Genomic DNA, 22,691 nt, shown 5'->3' on the forward strand with positions numbered 1-22,691 from the left:
GGTGCACACCGTCCCCACCCCGGGCCGAGCCGCCTAGGGTGGAGGACATGGGCGGCGTGGTGACGCTGTTTCTCTGCGGTGACGTGATGCTGGGGCGCGGCGTCGACCAGATCCTCGCGCATCCGGGAGACCCGGTGCTGTGCGAGGGCTGGGTGACGGACGCCCGCTCCTACGTGGAGCTGGCCGAAGCGGCCGGCGGCCCGGTTCCCGCACCGGTCGCGCCCGCCTGGCCGTGGGGCGAGGCGCTGCGGCTGCTGGACGAGGCCGCCCCGGACGCCCGGATCGTGAACCTGGAGACGGCCGTCACCCGCAGTGACGCGTTCGCGCCGGGCAAGGCGGTGCACTACCGGATGCACCCGGCGAACCTGCCCGCCCTGACGGTGGCCCGGCCCGATGTGTGCGTGCTGGCCAACAACCACGTGCTGGACTTCGGCCGGCCCGGCCTGGAGGAGACGCTCGACTCGCTCGCCGGCGCGGGCCTGCGGGCCGTGGGCGCGGGACGCGACGCCGACCAGGCCTTCGCGCCCGCCGCGGTCCCCGCCGGCCCCGGCCGCCGCGTCCTGGTCTTCGCCCTCGGCGCCCTGTCCAGCGGCATCCCGCCCGACTGGGCCGCCACCGCGGACCGGCCGGGCGTCGCCTTCCTCCGAGAGCCGTCCGCCGCGGCGGCCGAGTCCTGCGTACGGCGGGTACGGCGGGCGAGGCGCCCGGGCGACATCGCGGTGGTGTCCGTGCACTGGGGGTCGAACTGGGGCTACGGCGTCCCCCGCGAGCAGATCCGCTTCGCGCGCACCCTGGTGGACGGCGGCGTCGACGTCGTCCACGGGCACTCCTCGCACCACCCCCGCCCCGTCGAGGTGTACCGGGACCGGCTGATCCTCTACGGCTGCGGCGACTTCATCGACGACTACGAGGGCATCACCGGCTACGAGGAGTACCGCGACGACCTCCGGCTCGGCTACCTGGTCTCCGTGGAGGCGGACACGGGCGCCCTGGCCGGGCTGCGGATGTTCCCCCTCCAGGCGCGGCGGATGCGGCTGGAGTCCGCCGGCGAGCAGGACCGCGCCTGGCTGCGCTCGACCCTCGACCGCGTCAGCCACGGCGTCCGCATCGGCCTCACGGCCGACGGCACGCTCGTTCTCGGGACAGGGCGCGCGTGCGGGCCGGCGTAGTGCTCCCCGGACGCCCGAGCCGGCATGGCGCGCGGTACGGGCTCGGCGTCGCGGGTACCCGAGGCGTCGGCAGACGTTTCCTGAGGAGATGACTCGCATGCTGTTCCTCGGACTGCTCCTGCTCGCGGGTGCGGGCGCCTTCACGGCCCTGGCGATCCTCGGCAACCTGTCGGGCGGGCCCAAGTACACCGTTTCCGTCCTCGGTCACGACATCGCCAGCATGAACGGGCTCGCGCTGTTCAGCTCGGGCCTCGCGCTGGCGCTGATCTTCTGTCTGGGGCTGGCCATGATGTCGGCGAGCGCCGCGCACCGGCGCCGTCACCGCCGCCCGCGCACTCCCTGGCGGCGCGGGACGCGGGACACGACCACGCTCGGACCGGCATGACCCACCTCCCCGGTACTCGCCGGGCCACCGATTGAAAGCCCAACAAGACATCGCCATACGGCGGGTGCACGATGGCTGAAGGCCTTGTTCGGGGTGAAGGATGCGCGCCGTTGCGCCGTGGCAGCGGCGTCACCACTGTCGGAGAGTCCGCCGAGTCCCTGGGGCGGTGACCTGGGTCATGCTGCTACCGTCCAGATCCGAAGTGTTCCGTCAGCTGCGGCGCTACCTGGTGTGCGAGCGGGCCGCGGTCGCGGCGCCCGCCGACCTCGCCACCCGCGCGGCCTTCGAGGACTGCGGTTACACGCTGTGCGTGCTGATGGGCGAGCGCACCCCACGCGAGGCGGCCGACGCCGCCCGACGGTACCTGCGCACCGATCTGGTCACCTATCTGCGCGAGCGGAACCGGCGTACTCCCGTGACGCGTTGACGGCGTCCGGGCCTCGCGCGCCCGGCCGCTCCGCGCGCTCCACATGGAAGGACGAGCGATGACGACTGCCAAGGACATCATGCACCCGGGGGCCCAGTGGATCCCCCGGTACGAGACGCTGGACCGCGCCGCACAGATGATGCGGGACCACGAGGTGGGCGCGCTTCCGGTCAGCGACCCCGACAACGGCGACCGGATGGTCGGCATCATCACCGACCGCGACATCGTGGTGAAGTGCGTCGCCTCGGGCCATGACCCGGCGCGGATGACCTGCGCCGACCTGTGCGAGGGGACGCCGCGCTGGATCGACGCGGGCGCCGACATCTCGGAGGCGCTGCGGGAGATGGAGGGCCACCAGATCAAGCGTCTCCCGGTGGTCGAGAACAAGCGCATGATCGGCATGATCAGCGAGACCGACATCGCCCGGCACCTCGACCGCGGCCAGCTGGCCGAATTCGTGCAGCACGTCTACGCCTGAGCGCGGCACAGGGGCCGGCGCCCGGGACCGGATGTCACCGCGTCCGGCCCCGGGTGCCGCCTTGCCGCCCGCTGCCTGTTCCCTCGTGCCGGATCCTTGACCGCTGCTTCGGCCTCCGCGATGCTGTGTTGCGAAACGTGAGAGGTGTGCCGTAATAGGCAACATCTCGCCCCTCTGTGAGCCGAGGAGTGGCCATGACTCAGCAGGTCCGCGGTGTCGTCGCGCGGAGCAAGGGCGCCCCCGTCAGTCTGGAGACGATCATCGTGCCCGACCCGGGTCCGGGCGAGGCGCTGGTCAAGATCGAGGCCTGCGGTGTCTGCCACACCGATCTGCACTACCGCGAGGGCGGCATCAGCGACGACTTCCCGTTCCTGCTGGGCCACGAGGCCGCCGGTGTGGTGGAGGCGGTCGGCGACGGGGTCACCGACGTGGCGCCCGGTGACTTCGTGATCCTCAACTGGCGTGCGGTGTGCGGGAGTTGCCGGGCCTGTCTGCGTGGCCGGCCCTGGTACTGCTTCAACACGCACAACGCGAAGCAGAAGATGACCCTGGCGGACGGCACCGAGCTGTCGCCCGCCCTGGGCATCGGCGCCTTCGCGGAGAAGACCCTTGTGGCGGCGGGCCAGTGCACCAAGGTCGACCGGGCCGCCTCGCCTGCCGCCGCCGGGCTGCTGGGCTGCGGGGTGATGGCCGGCATCGGCGCGGCCATCAACACCGGGAACGTCGGACGCGGGGACACCGTGGCCGTGATCGGCTGCGGCGGCGTCGGAGCCGCCGCGGTCGTCGGTTCGAGCCTGGCCGGCGCGGCGAAGGTCATCGCGGTGGACATCGACGACCGCAAGCTGGAGACCGCCAGGAAGCTGGGCGCCACCCACACCGTCAACTCGAGGAACACCGAGGCGGTCGAGGCGATCCGCGAGCTGACCGGCGGTTTCGGCGCCGACGTCGTCATCGAGGCCGTCGGACGCCCCGAGACGTACCGGCAGGCCTTCTACGCCCGCGACCTGGCCGGCACCGTCGTCCTGGTCGGCGTCCCCACGCCCGAGATGCAGCTGGAACTGCCGCTGCTGGACGTCTTCGGCCGCGGCGGCGCCCTGAAGTCCTCCTGGTACGGCGACTGCCTGCCCTCCCGTGACTTCCCCATGCTGATCGACCTGTATCTGCAGGGCCGGCTCGACCTGGACGCCTTCGTCACCGAGACGATCCAGCTGGACGAGGTGGAGAAGGCCTTCGAGCGGATGCACGGCGGCGACGTGCTGCGCTCCGTGGTGGTGTTCTGATGCCGGGCGCGCGCATCGAACGCCTCGTCACCAGCGGGCAGTTCACCCTCGACGGCGGCACCTGGGACGTCGAGAACAACGTGTGGATCGTGGGCGACGACACCGAGGCGGTCGTCATCGACGCCGCCCACGACGCCGAGGCCGTCGCCCGGGCGGTCGGCGGACGCGCGCTGCGGGCGATCGTGTGCACCCACGCCCACAACGACCACATCGACGCCGCACCCGAACTCGCCGAGCGCACCGGTGCCCCGGTCCTGCTGCACCCCGACGACCTGCCGCTGTGGAAACAGACCCACCCCGACCGGGCGCCCGACGGCGAGCTGGCCGACGGGCAGCGGCTGTCCGTCGCCGGCGTGGAGCTGACCGTGCTGCACACCCCGGGACACGCCCCGGGGGCCGTCTGCCTGTACGCCCCGCGGCTCTCCGCGCTCTTCAGCGGCGACACCCTGTTCTCCGGCGGCCCGGGGGCGACGGGACGGTCGTACAGCGACTTCCCGACCATCATCCGCTCCATCAGCGGGCGGCTGCTCACCCTGCCCGAGGACACCGTCGTGCACACCGGTCACGGCGACACCACCACCATCGGCGCCGAGGCGCCGCATCTGCAGGAGTGGATCGAACGCGGTCACTGACCGCCCGGCGGCCGACGGCCCTGCCCCGGTGACGGACCGAAGCGTCACGGCACCGGGGCAGGGCCGTCGCTGTCCCCGTACAGGTCGTCGATCTGCCCGCTGACCTGCGCTTTCGAGGGCGCTTCCGGCTGCCCGGACGAGGCTCGGAAAGCGCCGTGCGAACCGCCTCGCGCACGCCTTGACATCCCTTCAGGGCGGCCCCAGACTGGCGTTGCGCTTAATGCAATCCGTTTCGCTATACGCACCGAGGTGTCATGATGATTCCCGCGTGCCGTCTCGCGGATCTGCCGCGAGGCGAGGCCCACCGGCTCGACACAGACCCGCCCGTCTCGGTGTTCCACACCGACGACGGCGAACTCTTCGCCATCGACGACACCTGCACCCACCAGGACGCGTCGCTCGCCGACGGCTGGCTGGAGGGCTGCGAGGTCGAATGCCCGCTGCACGCCTCGAAGTTCGACCTGAGGACCGGAGCCGTGGACGCACCGCCGGCCAAGCTCCCCGTCCGCACCCACGAGGTCGTCGTCGAGGACGGCATGATCTACGTGCGGCTCTCCACCGACGCGCCCAACCTGCCGCCGTGCGTCGCCGCCCGCCTGGCCGGAGGCCCCGCGTGAGGACCGTCGCCGTGGTGGGCGCCTCGCTGGCCGGTCTGTCGGCCGCGCGCTCGCTGCGGAAACGGGGGTACGACGGCCGGCTGGTGATCGTCGGCGACGAGCCCCACCGCCCCTACGACAGGCCGCCGCTGTCCAAGGAGTTCCTGGCCGGCGCCATCGGCGAAGCGGACCTGGCGCTGGAGACGGACGACGACGAACTGCGGGCGGAGTGGCTGCTCGGCGTCCGCGCCACCGGACTGGACCGCGCCGAGCGGGCCGTCCGGCTCGCCGAAGGCCGTGCGGTACGCGCCGACGGCGTGGTCATCGCGACCGGCGCGGCCGCCCGCACCCTGCCCGGCACCGAGGGCCTGGCCGGCGTCCACGTGCTGCGCACCCTCGACGACGCCCGCGCCCTCAGGGGCGACCTCGCCCGCGGCGGACGGGTGGTGGTGATCGGCGGCGGATTCGTCGGCGCCGAGGTCGCCTCCACGGCGTACGCCCTCGGACGCGACGTGACCGTGATCGAGGCGGCCCGCACACCGCTGGCCGGACCGCTCGGCGAGACCATGGGCGCGGTCGTCTCCGCCCTGCACGCGGACCACGGTGTGCGCCTGCTGTGCGGCGTCGGGGTCAAGGGGCTGAACGGAGAGCGCCGGGTCGAGGCCGTGCTGCTGGAGGACGGACGCACCGTCCCCGCGGACACCGTCGTCGTCGGCGTCGGCGCACGCCCCTGCGTCGAGTGGCTCGAGGGATCCGGCGTCGCCCTCGACAACGGCGTGAAGTGCGGCGCCGACGGCCGGACCAGCGTGGCCGGGGTGGTCGCCGTGGGCGACTGCGCCAACTGGTACGACCCGCACACCGGGCTCCACCGCCGGGTCGAGCACTGGACCGGCGCCCTGGAACGCCCGGACGCCGCCGTCGCCGCGCTGCTCGCGCACGGCGCGATCGAACCGGCCGCGCCCCGGCCGCCGTACTTCTGGTCCGACCAGTACGGCGTGAAGATCCAGTTCGTCGGGCACGCCGCCGGCGCCGACAGCGTGACGGTCGAGGAGGGCTCGGTCGACGACCGCAGCTTTCTGGCCGTCTACCGCAAGGACGGCCGGGAGGTCGCCGTGCTCGGCATGAACCAGCCGCGGCTGTTCACCCGCCGGCGCAAGCAGTTCGCCGCCGCCGCGTCTTGACACCACCCCGGCGCCACCTCATGCTGCGTTGCACATCGAACGCAGTGTTGCTTCATACACAACGCTGACCGGAGTCGCTCTTCCCGGCGCGTGACCTGCCGATCCACGACGTTCCCCCGAGGAGTGCACCGTGACCTCGACCAGCCTGCCGGACAGCCTGATCGCCACCCTCCCCGGCTCCGCCTACACGGACCCCGCCGTCTTCGCCCAGGAACAGGAGCGCGTCTTCGAGGCCATGTGGTTCTGCGTCGCGCGCGCCTCCGAACTGGCCAGGCCCGGCGCCTTCCGCACCGTGGACGTGGGCCGCGAGAGCATCCTCCTCACCCGGGCCCGGGACCACTCCGTCCGCGCCTACTTCAACGTCTGCCGGCACCGCGGCGCCAAGCTGTGCACCGAGGAGACGGGCGAGGTGAGGCGCGCCTTCCAGTGCCCCTACCACGCCTGGACCTACGACCTGGACGGCAAGCTCGTCGCGGCGCCCAACCTGACCAAGATGCCCGACGTGGGCCGCACGGAGTACGGCCTGGTGAGCGTGGCCGTCCGCGAATGGCTCGGCTACGTCTGGGTGTGCCTGGCGGAGAACCCGCCCTCCTTCGAGGAGGACGTGATCGGGGCGGTGGTCGAGCGGCTGGGCGACACCGAGTCGATCGAGCGCTACGACATCGCGAACCTGTCGGTGGGCAGGCGGATCGTCTACGACGTGAAGGCCAACTGGAAGCTCATCATCGAGAACTTCATGGAGTGCTACCACTGCGCCACGATCCACCCCGAACTCACCGAGGTGCTCCCGGAGTTCGCCGACGGCTACGCGGCCCAGTACTACGTCGGGCACGGCGCGGAGTTCGGCGAGGAGATCCAGGGCTTCACCGTGGACGGCTCCGAGGGCCTCGACCGCATCCCCGGGGTCTCCGCGGACCAGGACCGCCGCTACTACGCCATCACGGTCAAGCCGCAGGTGTTCATCAACCTGGTGCCCGACCATGTGATCTTCCACCGGATGTACCCGGTGGCCGTCGACCGCACGGTCGTCGAGTGCGACTGGCTCTACCTGCCGCACGTCGTGGAGAGCGGCAAGGACGTCAGCCGCTCGGTGGAGCTGTTCGACCGGGTCAACCGCCAGGACTTCGACGCCTGCGAACGCACCCAGCCCGGGATGAGCTCGCGGATGTACGCCAAGGGCGGTGTGCTCGTGCCCAGTGAGCACCACATCGGCGCCTTCCACGACTGGGTGAACGAGCGTCTCGGCACGCCGCGGCCGCGGTGACGCGGCGGCGGGCGACCGTGGCCCGCGCGGGGGGCGTACGCGGGCCTTCGGGCGGTCGTACGGCGGTCGCCCACGGGGCGGTCAGCCGAGGTATCCCATCCGGTGGCTGATCTCCTCCGCGCCCTTGACCAGCAGCGGAGCCAGCTCGTGCATGCGCTCCTCGGTGAACCGGTACGCGGGTCCGGAGGCGCTGATCGACGCGATGACCCGGCCCTCCCGGTCCCGGATCGGGGCGGCCATGGCGTGCAGGCCGATCTCCAGCTCCTCCAGCGTCCAGGCGTAACCGCGCTCCCGGGCCTCGGAGAGGTTCTTCTCCAGTTTCGTCTTCGCGGTGATCGTGTGCGGGGTCAGCTTCTTCAGGCCGGCCTCCGAGAGCAGCGCGGCGCGTTCCCTGGCCGGCAGGTGGGCCAGCATGATCTTGCCGCTGGAGGTGGCGTGCAGCGGGGTCAGCTGGCCGACCCAGTTGTGCGCGGTGATGGCGGACTGGCCGCGCACCTGGTAGAGGTTGATCGCATAGTGCTCCTGCATCACGGCGATGTTGACCGTCTCACCGATCTCCTCCGCGAGCCGCTCGCACACCGCGCGGCCCTGCTGGGTGATGTCGATGCGTCCCGTGACGGCGCCCGCCAGGCGTACGATGCCGAAGCCGAGCGAGTACTTCCCCCGCTCGCCCGACTGCTCCACCAGGCCGCGCGCCTCCAGGGCGCCGAGCAGGCGGAAGGCGGTCGACTTGTGCACATCGATCTCGGCGGCCACCTCGCTGACACCGGCCTCGCCGCGCTGGGCCAGGATCTCCAGCACGCTGATGGCCCGGTCGACGGACTGCACTCCGCCGGGCGGTGAACCCTGCGTTTCGGTATCCGGACTGTAGTTGCTCATAGCGGAACTATACGCGGAGTAAACAACACCTCTGCAAGTAACGCGGCGTGCACAAAGATCTTACAAGTTGCGTTGTTCGCAACCTGGTGCGTATAGCGGCACCCGTAATAGCATGCCCCGCACATCACAAGGCGCGAGCGAGACGAGGCACCATGGCTGACTTGCAGTACGACTTCGTCATCGTCGGCGGTGGATCGGCCGGCAGCGCGCTGGCCAACCGGCTCTCGGCCGACCCCGCCAACCGGGTGCTGGTCCTGGAGGCGGGCCGCTCCGACTATCCCTGGGACGTCTTCATCCACATGCCCGCCGCGCTGACCTACCCCATAGGCAGCCGCTTCTACGACTGGAAGTACGAGTCCGAGCCCGAGCCCCACATGGGCGGCCGGCGCATCTACCACGCCCGCGGCAAGGTGCTCGGCGGCTCCAGCAGCATCAACGGCATGATCTTCCAGCGCGGCAACCCCATGGACTACGAGCGCTGGGCGTCCGGGCCCGGCATGGAGACCTGGGACTACGCCCACTGCCTGCCGTACTTCCGCCGCATGGAGAACTGCCTGGCCGCCGACCCCGACGACGAGTTCCGCGGCCACGACGGCCCCCTCGTCCTGGAGCGCGGCCCCGCCACCAACCCGCTGTTCACCGCCTTCCTCGAGGCCACCCGGGAGGCGGGCTACGCGCCGACCGACGACGTCAACGGCTACCGGCAGGAAGGGTTCGCCAAGTTCGACCGCAACGTCCACCGCGGGCGCCGGCTGTCCGCCTCCAAGGCGTACCTCCACCCCGCGATGAAGCGGCCGAACCTCACCGTGAAGACGCGCACCCTGGTCACCCGGGTGCTCTTCGAGGGCAAGCGGGCCGTCGGCGTCGAGTACCGGCGCGGCAGGGGCGCCGTCCGGCAGGTCCGCGCCGGCGAGGTCATCCTGTGCGGCGGCGCCATCAACTCCCCGCAGCTGCTGCAGCTCTCCGGCGTGGGCAACGCCGCCGAGCTTTCCGCCCTCGGCATCGACGCCGTGCACGACCTGCCGGGCGTCGGCGAGAACATGCAGGACCACCTGGAGGTGTACGTCCAGTACGCCTGCACGCAGCCGGTCTCCATGCAGCCGTACATGGCGAAGTGGCGCGCCCCCCTCATCGGGCTGCAGTGGCTGTTCCGCAAGGGCCCCGCGGCCACCAACCACTTCGAGGCCGGCGGCTTCGCCCGCAGCAACGAGGACGTGGAGTACCCCAACCTGATGTTCCACTTCCTGCCGGTCGCCGTCCGCTACGACGGCTCCTCGCCGGCCGGCGGCCACGGCTATCAGGTGCACGTCGGGCCGATGTACTCGGACGCGATCGGATCGGTGAAGATCAAGAGCCGGGACCCGCGGGTCAAGCCCGCCCTGCGCTTCAACTACCTGTCCACCGAGCAGGACCGCCGGGAGTGGGTGGAGGCGATCCGGGTGGCACGCAGGATCCTCAACCAGCCCGCCCTCGCCCCCTACAACGGCGGCGAGATCTCGCCCGGACCCTCCGTCGAGACCGACGAGGAGATCCTCGCCTGGGTCGCCAGGGAGGGCGAGACCGCCCTGCACCCGTCCTGCACCTGCAAGATGGGCACCGACGAGATGTCCGTCGTCGACCCGCTGACCATGCGGGTGCACGGACTGGACGGCCTGCGCGTGGTGGACGCGTCGGTGATGCCCTATGTCACCAACGGCAACATCTACGCACCGGTGATGATGATCGCCGAGAAGGCCGCCGACCTCATCCTGGGCAACGAGCCGCTGCCCCCGTCCAAGGTCGCCTACTACCGGCACCGCGACGCCCAGCAGCAGGCCGGCTGAACCATGGGCGCCCAGACCCTGCGGAGGCTGCTCACCCGCGTCCGTTACGAGGTGCTGCCGGCGAAGGCGACCGAGGAGAAGGTCCTCGCACACGTGCCCCGCGACGTCGTGGTCACGGTGACGGCCTCGCCGGTCAAGGGGCTGGAGCCGACGCTGCTGCTCACCGAGCGGCTCGCGGCGCACGGGTACCGCGTCGTCCCGCACGTCCCCGCGCGGCTGCTGCGGGACGACACACACCTGAAGGACGTCGCCGAACGGCTGCGCACGGCAGGCGTGGCGGACGTCTTCGTCCCGGCCGGTGACGCCGATCCGCCGGCCGGGCCGTACCACGGCGCCCTGCCGGTGCTGCGTGCGCTCGCCGGCCCGGGCGGCCCCTTCGCCGACCTCGGCATCACCGGTTATCCGGAGAGCCATCCGCTCATCCACGACGACGTCACCATCCAGTCGATGTGGGACAAGCGGGAGTACGCCACCTACATCGTCAGCAACCTGTGCTTCGACCCGCGCGTGCTCGGCGACTGGCTCGCCCGGGTCCGGCGCCGCGGCGTCGCGCTGCCCGTGCACCTGGGCGTCGCCGGACCCGTGCAGCGGGCGAAGCTGCTGTCGATGGCGGCGAAGATCGGGGTGGGGGAGTCGACGCGCTTCCTCACCCGGCACCCCTCCTGGTTCCTGCGGTTCGCGGCGCCCGGGGGATACGCCCCCGAGCGCCTGCTCACCCGCGGCGCACCGGCGTTCACCGCGCCCGCCACCGCGGTGGCAGGCCTGCACCTGTTCACCTTCAACCAGATTGCCGAGACGGAGCGTTGGCGCCGTGCGGCACTGGACCGCCTGGCCGGCTGACACGGTCCGGGCAGGCGGGCCCGGGAACGGACCGGGGGCGCGAAATCGAGACATGCCGACCTCTTGACGGCGTCACCCCGTTCCGCAATGGTGTTCCACCACAAGCAATTCGATGCACGATGCGCAACGAATTCCGCTCGAAGGGCGCAGCGCGTGGCAGATCTGTATGTGGACGGAGAATGGCGCGCTCCAGTGGCCGGCGGCCACCGGGAGATCCGCTGTCCGGCCGACGGCACCCTGGTCGCGACGGTCTCGGAGGCGACCCGCCCCGACACCGAGGCGGCGATCGGCGCGGCCCGGCGGGCCTTCGACGACGGCCCCTGGCCGCGGACCCCCGAGCGTGAGCGCGGCGCACTGCTGCTGCGCACCGCAGACGTCATCGAGCGCGACGCCAAGGAATTCGCCCGCGCCGAGTCCCTCGACACCGGCAAGCGGCTGGTGGAGAGCGAGTACGACATCGCCGACGTCGTCTCCTGCTTCCGCTACTACGGCGGCATCGCGGGCACCAGCGCCGGCCGGGTGGTCGACACCGGACGCGACGACGCACTCAGCCGCGTCACCTATGAGCCGGTCGGTGTCTGCGGACTGATCACCCCGTGGAACTACCCGCTGCTACAGGCGAGTTGGAAGATCGCACCGGCACTGCTCGCGGGGAACACGGTCGTCCTCAAGCCCAGCGAGCTGACGCCCTCCACCTCCGTCCTGCTGATGAAGGCCCTCCAGGAGGCGGGGCTCCCGGCCGGCGCGGCCAACCTGGTGCTCGGCGCCGGGGCCGAGGCGGGCGCGCCGCTCGCCGAGCACCCGGCCGTCGACATGGTGTCGTTCACCGGAGGACTGCACACCGGGCGGCGCATCATGGCCACCGCCGCGGCGACGGTGAAGAAGGTCGCCCTCGAACTCGGCGGCAAGAACCCCAATGTGGTCTTCGCCGACGCGGACTTCGAGACGGCCGTCGACTTCGCGCTCACCGCCGTCTTCCTGCACTCCGGGCAGGTCTGCTCGGCCGGCGCCCGGCTGATCGTCGAGGACGTGGTGCACGACGCCTTCGTCGACGAGGTCGTACGCCGCGCCCGGCGCATCCGGCTCGGCGGCCCCTTCGACGCGGAGGCCGAGACCGGGCCGCTGATCTCCGCACAGCACCGGGAGAAGGTCGAGGCGTACGTCGCCGCCGGCCTCGCCGAGGGCGCCGTCCTGCGCTGCGGCGGCGCCCGCCCCGACGACCCCGCGCTGGCACACGGCTTCTACTACCCGCCGACCGTCCTGGACGAGTGCCGGCAGGACATGCGCGTGGTGCACGAGGAATCCTTCGGACCCGTGCTCACCGTCGAGCGCTTCCACGACGAGGACGACGCCGTCCGCATCGCCAACGACACGGAGTACGGCCTCGCCGGGGCCGTCTGGACCCAGGACGCGGGCAAGGCTCAGCGGGTGGCCCGGAGGCTGCGCCACGGCACCGTGTGGATCAACGACTACCACCCCTATGTACCGCAGGCGGAATGGGGCGGCTTCGGACACTCGGGCGTGGGCCGTGAGCTGGGACCGGCCGGCCTCGACGAGTACCGGGAGCCCAAGCACGTCTGGCAGAACATCCAACCCCGGCCGCAGCACTGGTTCCGCGGCTGACCGCCCGAGAGAGGCCCGATCATGACCCCAGCCCAGACCGAGGTGTCGCCGCCCAGCGACACGTCCCAGGAGCCCCAGGCGCGAACGCCGGTCATCTCCGTGCGCCGGCTGTGGAAGGTGTTCGGACCCAAGGCCGACGAGGTGCCGGGCTCCGAGGAGCTGTGCGGGCTCAGCCGCCGCGAGCTGATGGACCGCACCGGCTGCACCGCCGCCGTACGGGATGTGAGTTTCGACGTGTCGCCCGGCGAGGTCTTCGTCGTCATGGGCCTGTCCGGCTCCGGCAAGTCCACCCTGGTGCGATGCCTCACCCGGCTGATCGAACCCACCGCCGGAGAGGTCGTCTTCGAGGGCGAGGACATCCGCGGCGCCGACGCCAGGCGGCTGCGCGAGCTGCGGCGCAGCAAGTTCTCCATGGTCTTCCAGCACTTCGGCCTGCTGCCGCACCGCAGGGTCGTCGACAACGTGGCGTTCGGCCTGGAGATCCGGGGCATGGGCAAGGCCGAGCGCACCCGCAAGGCCCTGGAGGTCGTCGAACTGGTGGGCCTGGCCGGATACGAGAACTCCTACCCCGATCAGCTCTCCGGCGGCATGCAGCAGCGCGTCGGCCTCGCCCGCGCCCTCGCCGGCGATCCCGACGTCCTCTTCTTCGACGAGCCGTTCTCCGCGCTGGACCCGCTGATCCGCCGCGACATGCAGAGCGAGGTCGTGCGGCTGCACCACGAGGTCGGCAAGACCATGGTGTTCATCACCCACGACCTGTCCGAGGCGCTGAAGCTGGGCGACCGCATCCTGATCATGCGGGACGGAAAGACGGTCCAGTGCGGCACCGGCGACGAACTCGTGGGCGCCCCCGCCGACGACTACGTACGGGACTTCGTCAAGGACGTGCCGCGCGGTGACGTCCTCACCCTGCGCTGGATCATGCGCCCCGCCGAGCCCGGCGACGCCCTGGACGGACCCGAGCTGGGGCCGGACGTGGTGGTGCGCGAGGCCACCCGCGCGGTGCTCGCCGCCGAGAAGCCCGTCAAGGTCGTGGAGAACGGCAAGCTGCTCGGCATCGTCGGCGACGAGGAGATCCTCTCCGTCGTCGCCGGGCGGGAAGGCGGTGCCTGATGGCCGCCGCCGACGCGACCGCGCCGGTCGCGGCGATGCGCCACAAGGTCAGCCGCCCCATGGTGGTGGCCGCGATCCTGCTCGCCTGGCTGGTGCTGTTCGCCGTACTGCGCGGCTGGCAGACCCTGGCCCTCGCCGCGGCCGACCTCACCGGACTGCACCGGTGGCTGAACGACCTCAACGACAGCATCGGGGCCAACCGCAACTCCAACCCGCTCTTCCTGTACTTCTTCAACGAGATCCGGCTGGTCATCGACAACCTGGTCACCTTCGTCCAGTCGCTGATCTCCCAGCCCACCGGCACCCGCCCGGTGCCGCAGATCGGCTGGCTCGGCGTCGTCGGACTCACCGGCTACGTCTCCTGGGCCGTGGCCAACTGGCGGGTCGCGCTGCTGGCGGTAGCGGGCTTCACCTTCTTCGGGCTCCAGGGCCTGTGGCAGCAGAGCATGGACACCCTCGCGCTGACCCTGTCGGCGGTCCTCGTGGCGCTGCTCATCGGCATCCCGCTGGGCGTGTGGGCCGGCCTGTCCGACCGGTTCAACCGGATCATGACGCCGTTCCTGGACTTCATGCAGACGATGCCGACCTTCGTCTACCTCGCCCCGCTGACCCTGATCTTCCTCATCGGCGGCGCCTCCGCCGTGATCACCACCGTCATCTACGCGGCGCCGCCCGCCATCCGCATCACCGCGCACGCCATCCGCTCGGTACCCAAGACCACCGTCGAGGCGGCCGACTCGCTCGGCACCACACGGTCGCAGCAACTGCTGAAGGTGCTGCTGCCGATGTCCCGGCGCACGGTGGTCATGGGCGTCAACCAGACCATCATGGCCGCGCTGGCCATGGTGACCATCGCCGCCCTGATCGACGCCCCCGGCCTCGGCAAGACCGTGGTCCAGGCCCTGCAGTCGCTCGACGTCGGCACGGCGTTCAACGCCGGGCTCGCCATCGTCGTCATGGCCATCGTGCTCGACCGGGTCACCACCGCGGCGGCCGCGCGCACCGAGACCCGCCGAACCGGCGGCCGCCTGTCGCGGTGGCGCCGCCCGCTGCTGGTGGCGGGCGGCGCCGGGGCCGCCGTCCTGGTCTACCTGTCCCACACCTACGTCTGGGCGGCCGAGTTCCCGGGCGACGGCGCCACGGGCAGCCACATCGCGAGCGCGGCCGACACCACGACCACCTGGCTGCAGGACCATCTGTCCGGGATCACCAACGGTCTGCGGAACATCATCACCAACGGTCTGCTCAACCCGTTCCAGACGCTGCTCACCGACTCCCCGTGGTGGCTGGTCGGCATCACCCTGGTCGCGCTCGGCGCGGTGCTCGGCGGCCGGCGCGCCGCGGCGACGGCCGCGGTGTGCGTCGGGCTGCTGGTCGGCACGGGTGTGTGGTCCGACGGCATGACGACGCTGGCCTCCACCGCCGTCGCCACGGTCCTGGTGATGCTGTTCGGCGTCGTCTTCGGCGTGTGGATGGGCCGCAGCCGGATGGTGGACCGGCTGGTGCGGCCCACCCTGGACGCCGCCCAGGTCATGCCGCCGTTCGTCTACCTCGTGCCGTTCCTGGCCCTGTTCGGCGCCACCCGGTTCACCGCGATCGTCGCGGCCGTCGTGTACGCGGCGCCCGTCGCCATCAAGATCATCGCGGACGGGGTGCGGAACGTGCCCGAGTCCACCGTGGAGGCCGCCACCTCCTCCGGGTGCAACACCTGGCAGATCATCACCAAGGTCCAGCTGCCGATGGCACGCAGCGCGCTGACCCTCGCCACCAACCAGGGTCTGATCTACGTGCTGTCGATGGTCGTGGTGGGCGGCCTGGTGGGGGCGGGCGCCCTCGGCTACGACGTCGTGGCCGGGTTCTCGCAGGGAGAGCTGTACGGCAAGGGGCTGGCGGCGGGGCTCGCCATCGTACTGCTCGGAGTCATGTTCGACCGGATCACGCAGGCTGCGGCACGACGCACCAGGGCATAAGGAGCACGACACCATGGCACATCACTGGCGGGCCGGCGCGGCCGCTGCGGCCGTCCTCGGCCTGACCCTCACGGCCTGCTCGGGGGCGAAGGTCGGCGACAGCACCTCGGCCGGCGCCACGTCCTCGGACGGCAAGTGCGGCGCCTTCAACCTGGCCGTCAACCCGTGGGTCGGCTACGAGGCGGACGCGGCGGTCGTCGCGTACGTGGCGCAGCACGACCTCGGTTGCACGGTCAACAAGAAGGACCTGAAGGAGGAGATCGCCTGGCAGGGCTTCGGGACCGGTGAGGTGGACGCCGTCCTGGAGAACTGGGGCCACGACGATCTGAAGAAGAAGTACATCACCGAGCAGAAGACCGCCGTGGAGGCGGGATCGACCGGCAACAAGGGGGTGATCGGCTGGTTCGTGCCGCCGTGGCTCGCCAAGGCCCACCCGGACATCACCGACTGGAAGAACCTCGACAAGTACGCCGACAAGTTCAGGACCTCGGAGTCGGGCGGCAAGGGCCAGCTCCTCGACGGCGACCCGTCGTACGTCACCAACGACGCGGCGCTGGTGAAGAACCTGAAGCTGGACTTCAAGGTGGTGTACGCGGGCAGCGAGACGGCGCTCATCCAGGCCTACCGTACGGCCGAGAAGAACAAGCAGTGGGTGATCGGCTACTTCTACGAACCGCAGTGGTTCATGTCCGAGGTGCCGCTGGTCAAGGTCGACCTGCCGAAGTACACGGCCGGCTGTGACGCCGACGCCGCGAAGATCGCCTGCGACTATCCCGTCTACGACCTGGACAAGATCGTCAGCGCGCGGTTCGCCAAGTCGGGCAGCCCCGCCTACAAGCTGGTGAAGAACTTCCACTGGACCAACGACGACCAGAACACCGTGGCCCGGTACATCGCGGTGGACAAGATGTCGGACGACGCGGCGGCCAAGAAGTGGGTCGACGCGAACCGCGACAAGGTCGACGCCTGGCTGAAGCGGTAGGGGACCGGAAGAGACCGGCCGACGACGCCCGGCGGGCGGTGCGCGCAGGTGCGCACCGCCCGCCGGGCGTTGCCGTTCCCGGGGCCGTTCTCCGGGCTGTTTTCCGACGTCACCGACCCCTTGACACCCTCATGCGGCGACAGGCACATTGAGTTGCGTAACCTGAATCACGTTGCGTAGACAGCAACTGAGCCGGTCTCAAGTTCGGAGGTTGGGCGATGGCGGGACCCCGAGTGGTGATCATCGGAGCGGGTGTCGTGGGGGCGGCCCTGGCGGACGAGATCTCCGCGCGCGGCTGGACCGAAGTGACCGTGGTCGACCAGGGCCCCCTCCCGGCCACCGGGGGATCCAGCTCGCACGCCCCCGGCCTGGTCTTCCAGACGAACGCCTCGAAGACGATGACGGAGCTGGCCCGCTACACCGTCGAGAAGTTCTGCTCCCTCGACGTCGACGGCAAGCCCTGCTTCCTCCAGGTCGGCGGCCTCGAGGTCGCGACCAGCCCCGAGCGGCTCGCGGAGATCCGGCGCCGGCACGGCTGGATCACCGCATGGGGCATCGAGGCGCAGCTGCTGACCCCCGACGAGTGCGTGGCCAGGCACCCGCTGGTCGACCGCGACAAGATCCTCGGCGGTCTCTTCGTCCCCACCGACGGCCTGGCCAAGGCCGTCCTCGCCGTCGAGGCGCAGATCCGCCGGGCCACCGGGCGCGGCGTGCGCTTCCTCGCCCGGCACGAGGTCCTCGACATCCGGCAGAGCGAGGGCCGCGTCACCGGCGTCGTCACCGACCACGGCGAGATCGACGCCGACATCGTCGTGTGCTGCGCCGGCATCTGGGGCCCGAAGATCGCCCGCATGGCCGGGATGACGCTGCCGCTGACCCCGCTGGCCCACCAGCTCGCCTGGACCGGCCCGGTCCCCGCCCTCGCCGGCCAGACCGAGGAGGCGGTCCGCCCGATCCTGCGCCACCAGGACGCCGACCTGTACTACCGCGACCGCTTCGACGGCCTCGGCATCGGCTACTACGGCCACCGACCCATGCCGGTCTCCGCCGACGACATCCTCTCCGTGGACGCGGCCGAACAGATGCCCTCGGTGCTGAAGTTCACCGAGGAGGACTTCGAGCCGGCCTGGACCGAGACGCAGTCCCTGCTCCCGGCGGCCAGGGAGGCGAAGATCGAGGAGGGTATCAACGGCCTGTTCTCCTTCACCACCGACGGCTACCCGCTGCTCGGCGAGTCCCCCGACGTCAAGGGCTTCTGGGTCGCCGAGGCCGTGTGGGTCACCCACTCCGCGGGCGTCGGCCGGGCCGTCGCCGAATGGCTGGTCGACGGCTACTGCTCCTCCTTCGACCTGCACGAGTGCGACGTCAACCGCTTCGAGCCGCACCAGCTCTCCCCGGAGTACGTCCTGGCCCGCGACTGCCGGAACTTCGCGGAGGTCTACGACATCCTCCACCCGCTCCAGCCGTCGGGTGAGCCGCGCCCGATCCGCACCAGCCCCTTCTACACCCGCCAGCAGGAACACGGCGCGTTCTTCCTGGAGGCGAACGGCTGGGAGCGCCCCCAGTGGTACGAGGCCAACGCCTCCCTGACCGAAGGCCGTGACATCCCCACCCCCAACGACTGGGCGGCGCGGTACTGGTCTCCGATCGTCGGCGCCGAGGCCCAGGTGACCCGCGAGACGGTCGCCCTCTACGACATGACCGCCCTCAAGCGCCTGGAGGTCAGCGGCCCCGCCGCCGCGGACTTCCTGGAGGGCCTGGTCACCGGCAAGGTCGCCAAGTCCGTCGGCTCGGTGACGTACACCCTGCTGCTTGACCACGACGGCGGCATCCGCAGCGACATCACCGTCGCCCGCCTTGGCCGCGACCTCTTCCAGGTCGGCGCCAACGGCAACCTGGACCTCGACTGGTTCACCCGCCACCTGCCCGCCGACGGCCGCGTCCAGGTCCGCGACATCACCGCCGGCACCTGCTGCATCGGCCTGTGGGGCCCGCTCGCCCGCGAGGCGCTGCAGCCGCTCACCGACGAGGACTTCTCGAACGAGGGCCTGAAGTACTTCCGCGCCAAGCGCGCCTACATCGGCTCCGTCCCCGTCACCGCGATGCGCCTGTCCTACGTCGGCGAACTGGGCTGGGAGCTGTACACCACCGCCGACCAGGGCCTGAAGCTGTGGGACACCCTGTGGGCCGCGGCCGAACCGCTCGGCGGCGTCATCGCCGGCCGTGGCGCCTTCAACAGCCTGCGCCTGGAGAAGGGCTACCGCTCCTTCGGCACCGACATGACCTACGAGCACGACCCCTACGAGGCCGGCGTCGGCTTCGCCGTCAAGCTCGACAAGGGCGACTTCATCGGGAAGGCCGCGCTGGAGCGCCGCAAGACCGGCGTCCGGCGCAGGCTGAGCTGCCTCACCATCGACGACCCGCACGCGGTCGTCATGGGCAAGGAGCCGGTGTACGCCGGCGACCGCGCCGTCGGTCACGTCACCAGCGCGGCGTACGGCTACACCATCGGCAAGGGCATCGCCTACGCGTGGCTGCCGGCGGAGCTGGCCGAGGCCGGTACGACGGTGCACATCGGCTACTTCGACCAGCGGGTCGAAGCCGTCGTCGCCGAGGAGCCGCTGTTCGACCCGTCCATGTCCCGCCTCCGTGGCTAGCCGAGGGGAAGGAACACCACCGGTGACCGCACAACTCCTCGACGGCAAGGCCACCGCCGCCGCCATCCGCCGTGAACTCGCCGAGCGCGTGGCCAAGTCGACCGCCCTCACCGGCCGCCCGCCGGGCCTCGGGACCGTCCTCGTCGGCGACGACCCCGGCAGCCGCGCCTACGTCGCCGGAAAGCACCGCGACTGCGCGCAGGCCGGGATCGCCTCCCTGCGCCGGGAACTGCCCGCCGACGCCACCCAGCGGCAGGTCGAGGACGTCGTCGACGAACTGAACGCCGACCCGGCCTGCACCGGATACATCGTCCAGCTCCCGCTCCCGCGCCACCTGGACAGCAACGCCGTACTGGAGCGGATGGACCCCGCCAAGGACGCCGACGGACTGCACCCCGTCAACCTCGGCCGCCTCGTCCTCGGCGTAGACGCCCCGCTGCCCTGCACCCCGCGCGGCATCGTCGAACTGCTGCGCCGCCACGACGTTCCGCTCGCCGGGGCCCGGGTGTGCGTGGTCGGCCGGGGCATCACGGTCGGCCGGCCCCTCGGGCTGCTGCTCACCCGCAGGTCCGAGAACGCCACCGTGACCCTCTGCCACACCGGAACCAAGGGCCTGGCCCGGCACGTGCGTGAGGCGGACATCGTCGTCGCTGCCGCCGGCTCGCCCGGACTGATCACCAAGGACATGCTGCGCCCCGGCGCGGCCGTCCTGGACGTCGGCATCACCCGCACCGAGCACGGGCTCGTCGGCGACATCCACCCGGAGGCCGCCGAGACCGCCGGATGGCTCGCCCCGATGCCCGGGGGAGTGGGACCCATGACCCGAGCGATGCTCCTCACGAATGTCGTCGAGGCCGCCGAGAGGAACGCGAACGCCGTATGAACCCCCTGAACACCAGCCTTGCCGAGCTGGACCCGGAGGTCCACGCAGCCCTGCGCGCCGAGCTGCGCCGCCAGCAGTCCACCCTGGAGATGATCGCCTCCGAGAACTTCGCGCCCACCGCCGTGATGGAGGCGCAGGGCTCGGTGGCGACCAACAAGTACGCCGAGGGCTACCCGGGACGCCGCTACTACGGCGGCTGCGAACACGTCGACGTCACCGAGCGGCTGGCGATCGAGCGCGTCAAGTCCCTGTTCGGCGCCGCCTACGCCAACGTCCAGCCGCACTCCGGCGCGCAGGCCAACACCGCCGTGTTCTTCGCCCTCCTCCAGCCCGGCGACACCGTCATGGGCCTCGACCTGGCGCACGGCGGCCACCTCACCCACGGCATGCGCATCAACTACAGCGGCAAGATGCTGAACGTCGTGCCCTACCACGTCTCCGCGGCGGACCACCTCGTGGACATGGACGAGGTGGAGCGGCTCGCCAAGGAGCACCGCCCCAAGATGATCATCGCCGGCTGGTCGGCGTACCCCAGGCAGCTGGACTTCGCGGCCTTCCGCCGGATCGCCGACGAGGTCGGCGCCCTCCTGATGGTCGACATGGCCCACTTCGCGGGCCTGGTCGCCGCCGGACTGCACCCGAGCCCGGTCCCGCACGCCCACGTGGTCACCACCACCACGCACAAGACCCTCGGCGGCCCGCGCGGCGGGGTCGTCCTCACCAACGACGCCGACCTCGCCAAGAAGATCAACTCGGCGGTGTTCCCGGGCATGCAGGGCGGCCCGCTGGAGCACGTCATCGCCGCCAAGGCGGTCTCCTTCAAGGTCGCGGCCTCGCCCGAGTTCGCCGAACGCCAGGCCCGCACCCTCGCCGGGGCCCGCGTCCTCGCCGAACGCCTCGGCCGGCCGGACGCGGCCGCGGCCGGAGTGAAGGTGCTCACCGGCGGCACGGACGTCCACCTCGTCCTCGTCGACCTGCGCGACTCGCCCCTGGACGGCCGGCAGGCCGAAGACCTCCTCCACCGGATCGGCATCACCGTCAACCGCAACGCCGTCCCCTTCGACCCCCGCCCCCCCATGGTCACCTCCGGCCTGCGCATCGGCACCCCCGCGCTCGCCACCCGCGGATTCACCGAGGCGGACTTCGCCGAGGTCGCCGACGTGATCGCCCTCGCCCTCCAGCCCGAGCCGGACGTGGCCGCCCTGCGCGCCCGCACCGAGGCACTGGCCGCCAAGCACCCGCTCTACCCGCACCTCTCGTACGACGGAGACGCCCGATGAGCCCCCGCACGCCCGGCGCCGACCTCCCCGACCACCCGGACTTCCTCTGGCGCGACCCGGACCCCAGGCCGTCGTACGACGTGATCGTCGTGGGCGGCGGCGGACACGGCCTGGCCACCGCCCACTACCTGGCGAAGAACCACGGCATCACCAACGTCGCCGTCCTGGAGAAGGGCTGGCTCGCGGGCGGCAACATGGCCCGCAACACCACGATCATCCGCTCCAACTACCTGTGGGACGAGAGCGCCGGCATCTACGAGCACGCCCTGAAGCTGTGGGAGGGGCTCGAAGAGGAGCTGGACTACCCGATCCTGTTCTCCCAGCGCGGTGTGCTCAACCTCGCCCACAGCCTTCAGGACGTCCGCGACAGCGTTCGCCGCGTCGAGGCCAACCGGCTCAACGGCGTGGACGCCGAATGGCTGGACGCCGACGGGGTCAAAGAGGTCTGCCCGATCGTCAACACCTCCCCGGACGTGCGCTACCCCGTCCTCGGCGGCACCTACCAGCCGCGCGCCGGCATCGCCAAGCACGACTACGTCGCCTGGGGCTTCGCCCGCTCCGCGGACGCCGCCGGCATCGACATCATCCAGAACTGCGAGGTCACCGGGCTCGACGTGGCCGGCGGCCGGGTGGTCGGCGTGCAGACCACCCGCGGCCCGATCGCGGCCGGCAAGGTGGCGCTGTGCGCGGCCGGCCACACCTCCGTCCTCGCCGCCATGGCCGGCATCGAACTGCCCCTGCAGAGCCACCCGTTGCAGGCACTCGTCTCCGAACTCCTGGAACCCGTCCACCCCACGGTGGTGATGTCCAACGCCGTCCACGTGTACGTCAGCCAGGCGCACAAGGGCGAACTGGTGATGGGCGCCGGCATCGACGCGTACAACTCCTACACCCAGCGCGGCGCCTTCCACATCATCGAGGACCAGATGTCGGCGGCCCTGGAGCTCTTCCCGGTCTTCGCCCGCGCCCATGTGCTGCGCACCTGGGGCGGCATCGTGGACGTCACCCCCGACGCCTCGCCCGTCGTCGGCCTCACCCCGGTCGGCAACCTCTACCTCAACTGCGGCTGGGGGACCGGCGGATTCAAGGCCACCCCGGGTGTCGGCTGGGTCTACGCCCACACCATCGCGCACGACACCCCCCACGCCCTGAACGCCCCCTTCTCGCTCGACCGTTTCACCACCGGCGCGCTCGTCGACGAGCACGGCGCTGCCGCGGTGGCCCACTAG

Annotated in this window: 20 protein-coding genes; 19 read left to right on the forward strand and 1 reads right to left on the reverse strand. The window is 71.3% G+C overall.

Annotated features, from left to right (window positions below; genetic code table 11):
- The first annotated feature begins 47 nt into the window (after nucleotides 1-47).
- From ACGFZN_RS16705 to ACGFZN_RS16745, 9 genes are all read left to right on the forward strand, one after another.
- Nucleotides 48-1,169: a CapA family protein gene (locus ACGFZN_RS16705; protein ID WP_393859189.1), complete on the forward strand. Its 1,122-nt coding sequence runs from the start codon at nucleotides 48-50 to the stop codon at nucleotides 1,167-1,169.
- A gap of 88 nt (nucleotides 1,170-1,257) precedes the next feature.
- Nucleotides 1,258-1,554 carry a hypothetical protein gene (locus ACGFZN_RS16710; RefSeq protein WP_360569810.1) on the forward strand — a complete coding sequence of 99 codons (297 nt, stop codon included), beginning with the start codon at nucleotides 1,258-1,260 and terminating at the stop codon, nucleotides 1,552-1,554.
- A 202-nt stretch (nucleotides 1,555-1,756) separates the two neighbouring features.
- The gene (locus tag ACGFZN_RS16715; RefSeq protein WP_393859190.1) at nucleotides 1,757-1,981 is read left to right on the forward strand and encodes a DUF5133 domain-containing protein; all 225 of its coding nucleotides are present in this window, start codon (nucleotides 1,757-1,759) and stop codon (nucleotides 1,979-1,981) included.
- A gap of 58 nt (nucleotides 1,982-2,039) precedes the next feature.
- Nucleotides 2,040-2,459, forward strand: coding sequence for a CBS domain-containing protein (locus ACGFZN_RS16720; protein WP_393859191.1), 420 nt, complete (start codon nucleotides 2,040-2,042; stop codon nucleotides 2,457-2,459).
- 194 nt (nucleotides 2,460-2,653) lie between these two features.
- The gene (locus tag ACGFZN_RS16725) at nucleotides 2,654-3,739 is read left to right on the forward strand and encodes an S-(hydroxymethyl)mycothiol dehydrogenase (RefSeq protein ID WP_393859192.1); all 1,086 of its coding nucleotides are present in this window, start codon (nucleotides 2,654-2,656) and stop codon (nucleotides 3,737-3,739) included.
- Complete coding sequence (locus tag ACGFZN_RS16730) at nucleotides 3,739-4,371, forward strand: MBL fold metallo-hydrolase (RefSeq protein WP_393859193.1); 633 nt, start codon at nucleotides 3,739-3,741, stop codon at nucleotides 4,369-4,371. The genes ACGFZN_RS16725 and ACGFZN_RS16730 overlap by 1 nt, the downstream gene beginning before the upstream one ends.
- Nucleotides 4,372-4,625: 254 nt before the next feature.
- Entirely contained in the window at nucleotides 4,626-4,988 is a 363-nt protein-coding gene (locus tag ACGFZN_RS16735; protein ID WP_393859194.1) for a bifunctional 3-phenylpropionate/cinnamic acid dioxygenase ferredoxin subunit, read from the forward strand.
- A complete protein-coding gene (locus ACGFZN_RS16740; RefSeq protein WP_393859195.1) occupies nucleotides 4,985-6,148 on the forward strand; it encodes an NAD(P)/FAD-dependent oxidoreductase in 1,164 nt (387 codons plus the stop codon). The genes ACGFZN_RS16735 and ACGFZN_RS16740 overlap by 4 nt, the downstream gene beginning before the upstream one ends.
- Nucleotides 6,149-6,278: 130 nt before the next feature.
- On the forward strand, nucleotides 6,279-7,412 hold the full coding sequence (locus ACGFZN_RS16745; RefSeq protein ID WP_393859196.1) for an aromatic ring-hydroxylating dioxygenase subunit alpha: 1,134 nt from the start codon (nucleotides 6,279-6,281) through the stop codon (nucleotides 7,410-7,412).
- 81 nt (nucleotides 7,413-7,493) lie between these two features.
- On the opposite strand, the gene ACGFZN_RS16750 is transcribed toward ACGFZN_RS16745, so the two are convergent.
- Nucleotides 7,494-8,291, reverse strand: a complete 798-nt coding sequence (locus tag ACGFZN_RS16750) for an IclR family transcriptional regulator (RefSeq protein ID WP_393859197.1) — start codon at nucleotides 8,289-8,291, stop codon at nucleotides 7,494-7,496.
- A gap of 152 nt (nucleotides 8,292-8,443) precedes the next feature.
- On the opposite strand from ACGFZN_RS16750, the gene betA reads away from it, so the two are divergent.
- The 10 genes from betA to ACGFZN_RS16800 all read left to right on the forward strand — a co-directional run bounded on the left by betA (nucleotide 8,444) and on the right by ACGFZN_RS16800 (nucleotide 22,691).
- A complete protein-coding gene (gene betA, locus ACGFZN_RS16755; protein WP_393859198.1) occupies nucleotides 8,444-10,114 on the forward strand; it encodes a choline dehydrogenase in 1,671 nt (556 codons plus the stop codon).
- 3 nt (nucleotides 10,115-10,117) lie between these two features.
- Complete coding sequence (locus ACGFZN_RS16760; protein ID WP_393859199.1) at nucleotides 10,118-10,954, forward strand: 5,10-methylenetetrahydrofolate reductase; 837 nt, start codon at nucleotides 10,118-10,120, stop codon at nucleotides 10,952-10,954.
- Nucleotides 10,955-11,107: 153 nt separating this feature from the next.
- Nucleotides 11,108-12,577 (forward strand): aldehyde dehydrogenase family protein, encoded by a 1,470-nt coding sequence (locus tag ACGFZN_RS16765; RefSeq protein ID WP_393859200.1) that lies wholly within the window; start codon nucleotides 11,108-11,110, stop codon nucleotides 12,575-12,577.
- Between the two features lie 21 nt (nucleotides 12,578-12,598).
- Nucleotides 12,599-13,690, forward strand: coding sequence for a glycine betaine/L-proline ABC transporter ATP-binding protein (locus ACGFZN_RS16770; protein WP_393859201.1), 1,092 nt, complete (start codon nucleotides 12,599-12,601; stop codon nucleotides 13,688-13,690).
- A complete protein-coding gene (locus ACGFZN_RS16775) occupies nucleotides 13,690-15,660 on the forward strand; it encodes an ABC transporter permease (RefSeq protein ID WP_393859202.1) in 1,971 nt (656 codons plus the stop codon). The genes ACGFZN_RS16770 and ACGFZN_RS16775 overlap by 1 nt, the downstream gene beginning before the upstream one ends.
- A 13-nt stretch (nucleotides 15,661-15,673) precedes the next feature.
- Nucleotides 15,674-16,642 (forward strand): ABC transporter substrate-binding protein, encoded by a 969-nt coding sequence (locus tag ACGFZN_RS16780; RefSeq protein ID WP_393859203.1) that lies wholly within the window; start codon nucleotides 15,674-15,676, stop codon nucleotides 16,640-16,642.
- 218 nt (nucleotides 16,643-16,860) lie between these two features.
- A complete protein-coding gene (locus ACGFZN_RS16785) occupies nucleotides 16,861-19,299 on the forward strand; it encodes an FAD-dependent oxidoreductase (RefSeq protein WP_393859204.1) in 2,439 nt (812 codons plus the stop codon).
- Nucleotides 19,300-19,321: 22 nt separating this feature from the next.
- Entirely contained in the window at nucleotides 19,322-20,182 is an 861-nt protein-coding gene (locus ACGFZN_RS16790) for a bifunctional methylenetetrahydrofolate dehydrogenase/methenyltetrahydrofolate cyclohydrolase (protein ID WP_393859205.1), read from the forward strand.
- Nucleotides 20,179-21,462, forward strand: coding sequence for a serine hydroxymethyltransferase (gene glyA, locus ACGFZN_RS16795; protein ID WP_393859206.1), 1,284 nt, complete (start codon nucleotides 20,179-20,181; stop codon nucleotides 21,460-21,462). Before ACGFZN_RS16790 ends, glyA begins: the two co-directional genes overlap by 4 nt.
- The gene (locus ACGFZN_RS16800; protein WP_393859207.1) at nucleotides 21,459-22,691 is read left to right on the forward strand and encodes a sarcosine oxidase subunit beta family protein; all 1,233 of its coding nucleotides are present in this window, start codon (nucleotides 21,459-21,461) and stop codon (nucleotides 22,689-22,691) included. The genes glyA and ACGFZN_RS16800 overlap by 4 nt, the downstream gene beginning before the upstream one ends.

Source organism: Streptomyces sp. NPDC048192, assembly GCF_043202415.1.
Lineage (GTDB): Bacteria > Actinomycetota > Actinomycetes > Streptomycetales > Streptomycetaceae > Streptomyces.